The sequence below is a fragment of the Spongiactinospora sp. TRM90649 genome (genome assembly GCF_029382225.1).
Classification (GTDB): Bacteria; Actinomycetota; Actinomycetes; order Streptosporangiales; family Streptosporangiaceae; genus Spongiactinospora.
In genome coordinates this window covers 93,971-100,347 of the sequence record NZ_JARLTC010000043.1, presented here as the reverse complement: position 1 = coordinate 100,347, position 6,377 = coordinate 93,971, and the positions used below count along the sequence as shown (strand labels likewise).

General features: G+C 71.8%; 7 protein-coding genes and 1 tRNA gene. 6 read left to right on the top strand and 2 right to left on the bottom strand.

What is annotated here, in order from left to right; genetic code table 11:
• Position 1: 1 nt before the first annotated feature.
• Positions 2 to 74: transfer RNA gene (locus tag P3X83_RS37705), tRNA-Gly, on the bottom strand.
• Between the two features lie 129 nt (positions 75 to 203).
• On the opposite strand from P3X83_RS37705, the gene P3X83_RS37700 reads away from it, so the two are divergent.
• The 6 genes from P3X83_RS37700 (at position 204) to P3X83_RS37675 (ending at position 4,891) form a co-directional block, all read left to right on the top strand.
• Positions 204 to 893, top strand: a complete 690-nt coding sequence (locus P3X83_RS37700; protein ID WP_277310171.1) for a winged helix-turn-helix domain-containing protein — start codon at positions 204 to 206, stop codon at positions 891 to 893.
• 71 nt (positions 894 to 964) lie between these two features.
• On the top strand, positions 965 to 2,521 hold the full coding sequence (hutH, locus tag P3X83_RS37695) for a histidine ammonia-lyase (protein WP_277310170.1): 1,557 nt from the start codon (positions 965 to 967) through the stop codon (positions 2,519 to 2,521).
• Positions 2,522 to 2,675: 154 nt separating this feature from the next.
• The gene (locus P3X83_RS37690) at positions 2,676 to 2,795 is read left to right on the top strand and encodes a LysR family transcriptional regulator (RefSeq protein WP_277310169.1); all 120 of its coding nucleotides are present in this window, start codon (positions 2,676 to 2,678) and stop codon (positions 2,793 to 2,795) included.
• Between the two features lie 5 nt (positions 2,796 to 2,800).
• Positions 2,801 to 3,031, top strand: a complete 231-nt coding sequence (locus P3X83_RS37685; protein ID WP_277310168.1) for a hypothetical protein — start codon at positions 2,801 to 2,803, stop codon at positions 3,029 to 3,031.
• A gap of 4 nt (positions 3,032 to 3,035) precedes the next feature.
• On the top strand, positions 3,036 to 4,064 hold the full coding sequence (locus tag P3X83_RS37680) for a chorismate-binding protein (protein WP_277310167.1): 1,029 nt from the start codon (positions 3,036 to 3,038) through the stop codon (positions 4,062 to 4,064).
• A complete protein-coding gene (locus tag P3X83_RS37675) occupies positions 4,061 to 4,891 on the top strand; it encodes an aminotransferase class IV (protein WP_277310166.1) in 831 nt (276 codons plus the stop codon). Before P3X83_RS37680 ends, P3X83_RS37675 begins: the two co-directional genes overlap by 4 nt.
• On the opposite strand, the gene P3X83_RS37670 is transcribed toward P3X83_RS37675, so the two are convergent.
• Entirely contained in the window at positions 4,892 to 6,316 is a 1,425-nt protein-coding gene (locus P3X83_RS37670) for a hypothetical protein (RefSeq protein ID WP_277310165.1), read from the bottom strand.
• Positions 6,317 to 6,377 lie beyond the last annotated feature (61 nt).

Genomic DNA, 6,377 nt, shown 5'->3' with positions numbered 1-6,377 from the left:
GAGCGGACGACGGGATTCGAACCCGCGACCCTCACCTTGGCAAGGTGATGCTCTACCAGCTGAGCCACGTCCGCGTGGGCTTCTCCCCGGCCATCGGCCGGGGCGGCGCCACGGGAAGAACTCTAGCGAATCATGGGCGAGTACCCAAACCGGCGGGGACACTTCGACGGCCGCCGAATGATACGTGGGTTACGTTCTGTCGCATGGACGCCGAACCTTTCGCGAAAGACGCCGACATCGCCACTGTCGCCGGACTGATGGCGGACCCCACGCGGGCGGCGATGCTGACCACGCTGCTGGACGGGCGGGCGCTGGCGGCCGGTGAGCTGGCCAGGGTGGCCGGGGTGAGCCCGCAGACGGCGAGCGCGCACCTGGGGCGGCTGCTGGACGGCGGGCTGGTGGCGGTGGTGAGCCAGGGCAGGCACCGCTACTACCGGCTGGCCGGGCCGCCGGTGGCCGAGGCGCTGGAGGTGCTGGCGAGGATCAGCCCGCGGCCCGCCGTCCGGTCGCTGAAGGCGGCCCGACAGGCGCGGCTGCTGCGCGAGGCGCGCACGTGTTACGACCACCTGGCCGGGCAGGCGGGGGTGGAACTGCTGGACCGGCTGATCGCCGCGGGCTGCCTGGCGGCGGGCGACGACGGGTACGAGGTGCCTGAGAAGGGGGAGGCGGTCCTGCGCGGGCTGGGGGTGGAGGTCGGCGAGGTGCGGCGGACGCGCCGCCGGTTCGCGCCCGAGTGCCTGGACTGGACCGAACGGCGCCCGCATCTCGGCGGCGCGCTCGGAGCGGCGCTGACCGGCCGGCTGATCGAGTGCGGCTGGTTCGAGCGCGGGCGAATGCGCAGGGCGCTGCGGGTGACGGAGGAGGGACGGCTGGGCTTGAAGGCGCTGATGTAAAGCGGCCTGTAAGGGGCTAACATGCCATACGCAAGTTACATGGCATTCCATTGCGAGAGAGTGACGTTCACATGAACGAGGTCGTGAACGGCGAGGCCGTCGCCGTCGGTCCCGGACCGCTGGGGATCGCGGACGTCGTCCGGGTGGCGAGGCACGGCGTGGCCGTGCGGCTCACCGACGACGCCGTGGCGGCGATGGCCGCCTCCAGGTCCAGGGTGGAGGAACTGGCCGAGAGCCCCACCCCCGCCTACGGCGTCTCCACCGGCTTCGGCGCGCTGGCCACCCGGCACATCGCCCCCGAGATGCGGGCCAGGCTGCAGCGCTCGCTGATCCGCTCCCACGCCGCGGGCTCGGGCCCGCAGGTGGAGATCGAGGTCGTGCGCGCCATGATGCTGCTGCGGCTGAGCACGCTCGCCACCGGCCACACCGGTGTGCGCCCGGGCACGGCCGCGACGCTCGCGGGCATGCTCAACGCGAAGATCACCCCGGTCGTGCACGAGTACGGCAGCCTGGGCTGCTCGGGCGACCTGGCGCCGCTGTCCCACGTCGCGCTGGCGATGATGGGCGAGGGGACGGTGACCGACGCCGCCGGCCGTACGACGCCCGCCGCCGAGGCGCTCAAGCAGGCCGGGATCGAGCCGGTCGAGCCGGTCGCCAAGGAGGGCCTGGCCCTGATCAACGGCACCGACGGCATGCTCGGCATGCTGTCGCTCGCCATCGAGGACCTCTCGCTGCTGCTCACCACCGCCGACCTCGCCGCCGCGATGAGCGTGGAGGGGCTGCTCGGCACCGACTACGTCTTCGCCGCCGACCTGCAGGAACTGCGCCCCCATCCGGGGCAGGCGGTGGCCGCCGCCAACATGCGGGCGCTGCTCGCCGGTTCCGGGATCATGGCGGGGCACCGCGACGGCTCGTGCACGCGCGTCCAGGACGCCTACTCGCTGCGCTGCGCGCCGCAGGTCGCCGGGGCGGCCAGGGACACTCTGACGCACGCCGTCATGGTCGCCTCCCGCGAACTGGCCTCCGCGATCGACAATCCGGTGGTGCTCGCAGACGGCAGGGTCGAGTCCAACGGCAACTTCCACGGCGCGCCGCTCGGCTACGTGCTGGACTTCCTGGCCATCCCGGTGGCGGACGTCGCCTCGATGTCCGAGCGCCGCACCGACCGCTTCCTGGACGTCGCCCGCAGCCACGGCCTGCCCGCCTTCCTGGCGGGCGACCCGGGCGTCGACTCCGGCCACATGATCGCCCAGTACACGCAGGCGGCGGTCGTGTCCGAGCTGAAGCGGCTGGCCGTGCCCGCGAGCGTGGACTCCATCCCCAGCTCGGCCATGCAGGAGGACCACGTCTCCATGGGCTGGTCGGCGGCGCGCAAGCTGCGCCGCGCGGTGGACGGCCTGACCCGTGTGCTGGCGGTGGAGATCCTCACCGCCGCGCGCGGGCTCGACCTGCGCCGCCCCGCCGAGCCCGCCCCCGCGACCGGCGCGGTCCTGGCGGCGCTGCGTCAGGAGGTTCCCGGCCCCGGCCCTGACAGGTTCATGGCGCCGGAGATCGAGGCCGTGGTCCGGATGATCGGCGACCGTACTCTGCTCACCGCCGCCGAGTCCGTCACGGGGCCGCTCGGGTAGCCGTCGCCGGGGCGCCCGGCCCGCCGTTCCGGGGATCGCCGCCACGACGTCCACCTCGACCAGCAGCCCGGGCTGGAAGAGGCGGGTCACCTCCACGGTCGTGCTGGCCGGGGGCCGCCCGGTGATGTCCCGGGCGTAGCCGGGCAGCAGGTCCATGTCGGTGAGGTACGTGCGGATGTGCGTGATGTTCGACACGGACGCCCTCCGGCTGCTCGACGCCGTCGCCCGCACCGGCTCCTTCACCGCCGCCGCCGACCGCCTCGGCTACACATAGTCGGCGTGCGGCTCACCGCGGCGGGGGAGACGCTGCGCCGGCACGCGGTCGCCGCCCTGGAACGGCTCGACCGCGCGGGCGAGGAACCGGCCGGGATCCACCGGGGCAGCGGCGGACGGCTGCGGGTGGGGGCGTTCGCCAGCTCCCACGCGGTCCTGCCGCGCCGGGCGGCGCTCCCGACCGCGACGGCGCTGCTGGGCCACCTCCGCGAGGCGGCGGCTTTGGCGGGACAATAGTGCTGTGCAACATGCTTTTGCCCATGTAGGTGGATATCTAGCGACACGACTGCGGGACGTCACCACCGACCTGGCCGCGCTCGACGGCGAGGGCTGGTGGGCGGTCGTGGTCACCTACGAGGGCAAGGTGACCTGTGCCCGCTTCGACGACGTACGCCCCGCCCCGCCGCTCGCCCGGATGGCCGCCGGGGCGGCGCCATGGCGCGGGCCGTCCCCCGCTTCCTGGACCGGTTCGCTCGATCAGGTGGCCTATGAGGCGGGCGTGGAGACCATCCGCTCGCACATCGAGCGCGGCGAGGTCTACCAGGCCAACCTGTGCCGGGTGCTGACCGCGCCGCTGCCCGGGCCGGAGCCCGACCCGCTGACGCTCGCCGTACGGCTGGCCGAGGGCAACCCCGCCGCCCACGCCGCCGCGATCGGCCTGCGCGGCCTCGGCGTCGTCTCGGCCTCCCCCGAGCTGTACCTGTCGAGGGACGGCGACGTCATCGAGTCGCGCCCGATCAAGGGAACCGGGCTCTCGGCGGAGGACCTGCTGGAGAAGGACTACGCCGAGAACGTGATGATCGTCGATCTGGTCCGGAACGACCTGGGGCGGGTGGCCGAGGTCGGTTCGGTGAGCGTTCCCGAGCTGTGCGCCGTGGAGGCGTACCCCGGCATGGTCCACCTGGTCTCGACCGTGCGCGCCCGGCTCGCCCCCGGCGCCGGATGGCCTGAACTCTTCGCTGCTACCTTTCCTCCTGGTTCGGTCACTGGTGCACCGAAATCCTCCGCACTGAGGATCATCAATGCGCTCGAACCGGAGCCACGGGGGCCGTACTGTGGTGCCGTGGGCTGGGTGGACGCCGACCGGCGCCGGGCGGCGCTGGCCGTGGGCATCCGCACCTTCTGGTTCGAGCACGACCTGATCCGTTTCGGCACCGGAGCGGGCATCACCTGGGGTTCCGACGCTCGGAGGGAATGGCGGGAGACCGAGCTCAAGGCGTCCAGGCTCATCACCCTGGCATCGCACACCCCAACAGGAGGACGCTCATGAAAACACCCGTCTGGGTCAACGGGGAGCTGCTCGACCCGGCGCAGGCGACGGTCTCGGTGTTCGACCACGGACTGATGGTCGGCGACGGTGTGTTCGAGACGATCAAGATCGTGCACGGCCGCTCGTTCGCGCTCACCAGGCACCTGGACCGGCTCGCGCTGTCCGCGCGGCGCGTCGATCTCCCCGAGCCCGACACCGAGGCCATCGCCGAGGGCGTGCGGGCGTGCCTGGCCGAGGCGCCGCAGTGGCCGCTCGGCCGGATCCGCGTCACCTACACCAGCGGCGCGGGCCCGCTCGGCTCCGACCGGGGCGACGAGGGCGTCACCACCGTGGTGATCGTCAGCGAGCAGAAGCCCTTCCCGGCCACCGCCGACGTCGCCGTCGTGCCCTGGCCGCGCAACGAGCGCGGCGCGCTGTCCGGCGTGAAGACCACCTCGTACGGCGACAACGTCAAGGCCCTGGCCCACGCCAAGGCCCGGGGCGGCGGCGAGGCGATCTTCGGCAACCTCGCAGGGAACCTGTGCGAGGGCACCGGCAGCAACGTCTTCGTCGTGACCGGCGGGCGCCTGATCACCCCCACCCTCGACTCGGGCTGCCTGGCGGGCGTGACGCGGGCCCTGGTGCTGGCCTGGTGCGGGGGAGACGAGGCCGACGTGCCGCTGTCCGCGCTGGGCGAGGCCGACGAGGCGTTCCTCACCTCCACCACCCGCGACGTGCAGCCGATCCGGCTCGTGGACGGCGTCGCGCTGCCCGCCGCCCCCGGCCCCGTCACCACCAAGGCCATGCGGGTCTTCGCCGAGCGCTCCGCCGCCGACCTCGACCCGTGATCAATTCCCGTAGGCCCGCTGCGTCTGCACGTTGAACTCCTCCATGGTCACCTGCTTGGCCGGGTCGGTGAGCGGATCCTCGATCGCGATCACGTCCAGCCCCTTGGTGATGTCGCTGGAGTAGATGTAGCCGTTGTAGTAGTAGGCCGACCAGGAGCCGCCGAGCGAGGCCTCGGGGTCGCCCAGCGGGCCTCGCTCGAAGAACCCGATCTCCCTGGGCGCGTCGGAGTCGGTGAAGTCCCAGATCGACACGCCGCCCTGGTACCACGCCTGCACCATGAGGTCCTTGCCCTTGACCGGGATCAGCGAGCCGTTGTGCGCCACGCAGTTCTCGGACTCGCCCTGCTCGCGGGGCATCTTGAAGTAGGAGCGGAGCGTGAGCCGGCCGTCCTTCAGGTCGTAGATCGCGTTCGCGCCCGACTTGGCGGGGGTCTTCCGGTCGCAGGTCGGGCTGCCGCCGCCGCCCAGCTCGTCGGTGAACACCACCTTGCCGGCGTCGTCGTTGAAGGTCGCCGAGTGCCAGATGGAGAAGTTCTCCTCGTCGCTGATCTGCTGGAGCACCTTGGGCCTGACCGGGTCGGAGATGTCGAGGAGCACGCCGTCGCCGAAGCAGGCCGCCGCCGCGAGCTTCTTCTCCGGGTAGGCGGTGATGTCGTGACATCCGCCGATGCCCATGTCGCCGTCGCTCTGCTTGCCATTCTCGAACACCGTCGGCTCGGCCACGACCTTGGCGTCGCCGGGCCGGTCCAGCGGCACCTCGACGATCGAGACCGTGTTGTGCGGGGGACGGCAGGTCTTGGAGTCCGGGATCGGCCCGGGGGAGGACGCGTAGAGGTAGAGCGACTCGCGGTCGTCGGACGGGATCATCGTGTGCGTGTGCGAGCCGCACGAGGTGGCGACCGACGAGACGTAGCGGGGCTTGGCCTTGTCGGTGATGTCGAAGATCCTGATGCCCTCCCAGCCGCCGGTGGTGGGGTCGTCGGCGGGCGTGCTCACGCAGGTCTCGTCCGAGCGGGGATCGTCGACCGACAGGAACAGCAGGTTCCCGCTCACGGAGATGTCGTTCTGCCCGCCGGGGCAGAGCACCCGGCTGATCGTGACCGGCTTCTTGGGGTCGCTGATGTCGTGGACGGTGAAGCCGTCGTAGTTCCCGACGAACGCGTAGTCGCCCTGGAACGCCAGGTCGGTTCCCCAGGACTCCTTGCCGTCGAACGGCTTCTCCAGCGGGACGTTCGTCACCAGCTTGACGTTGTCGCTGCTCCTGATCTCATCGCTGGTCGGCGACGGGCTCGGCGTGCCGTCGGACGGCACCGACAGCGGGGAGACGATCGGATCGCCCGCGGGGCCCGGATCGCCCGCGCAGGCCGTCGCCAGTATCAGGGTGGTCAACGCCGCAGCCGTCCAGCCGATCGATCGCCTGATCACTGTCTCCCCATCCGAAGTGCTGGTGATGAATGTGCCCCAGTATGGAAGCTATGTCGGGGAG

Excerpts from the sequence above, each read along its gene's own strand:
- P3X83_RS37700 (WP_277310171.1), top strand. The coding sequence starts at position 204 with ATGGACGCCGAACCTTTCGCGAAAGACGCCGACATCGCCACTGTCGCC.
- hutH (WP_277310170.1), top strand. The coding sequence starts at position 965 with ATGAACGAGGTCGTGAACGGCGAGGCCGTCGCCGTCGGTCCCGGACCG.
- P3X83_RS37690 (WP_277310169.1), top strand. The coding sequence starts at position 2,676 with ATGTCGGTGAGGTACGTGCGGATGTGCGTGATGTTCGACACGGACGCC.
- P3X83_RS37675 (WP_277310166.1), top strand. The coding sequence starts at position 4,061 with ATGAAAACACCCGTCTGGGTCAACGGGGAGCTGCTCGACCCGGCGCAG.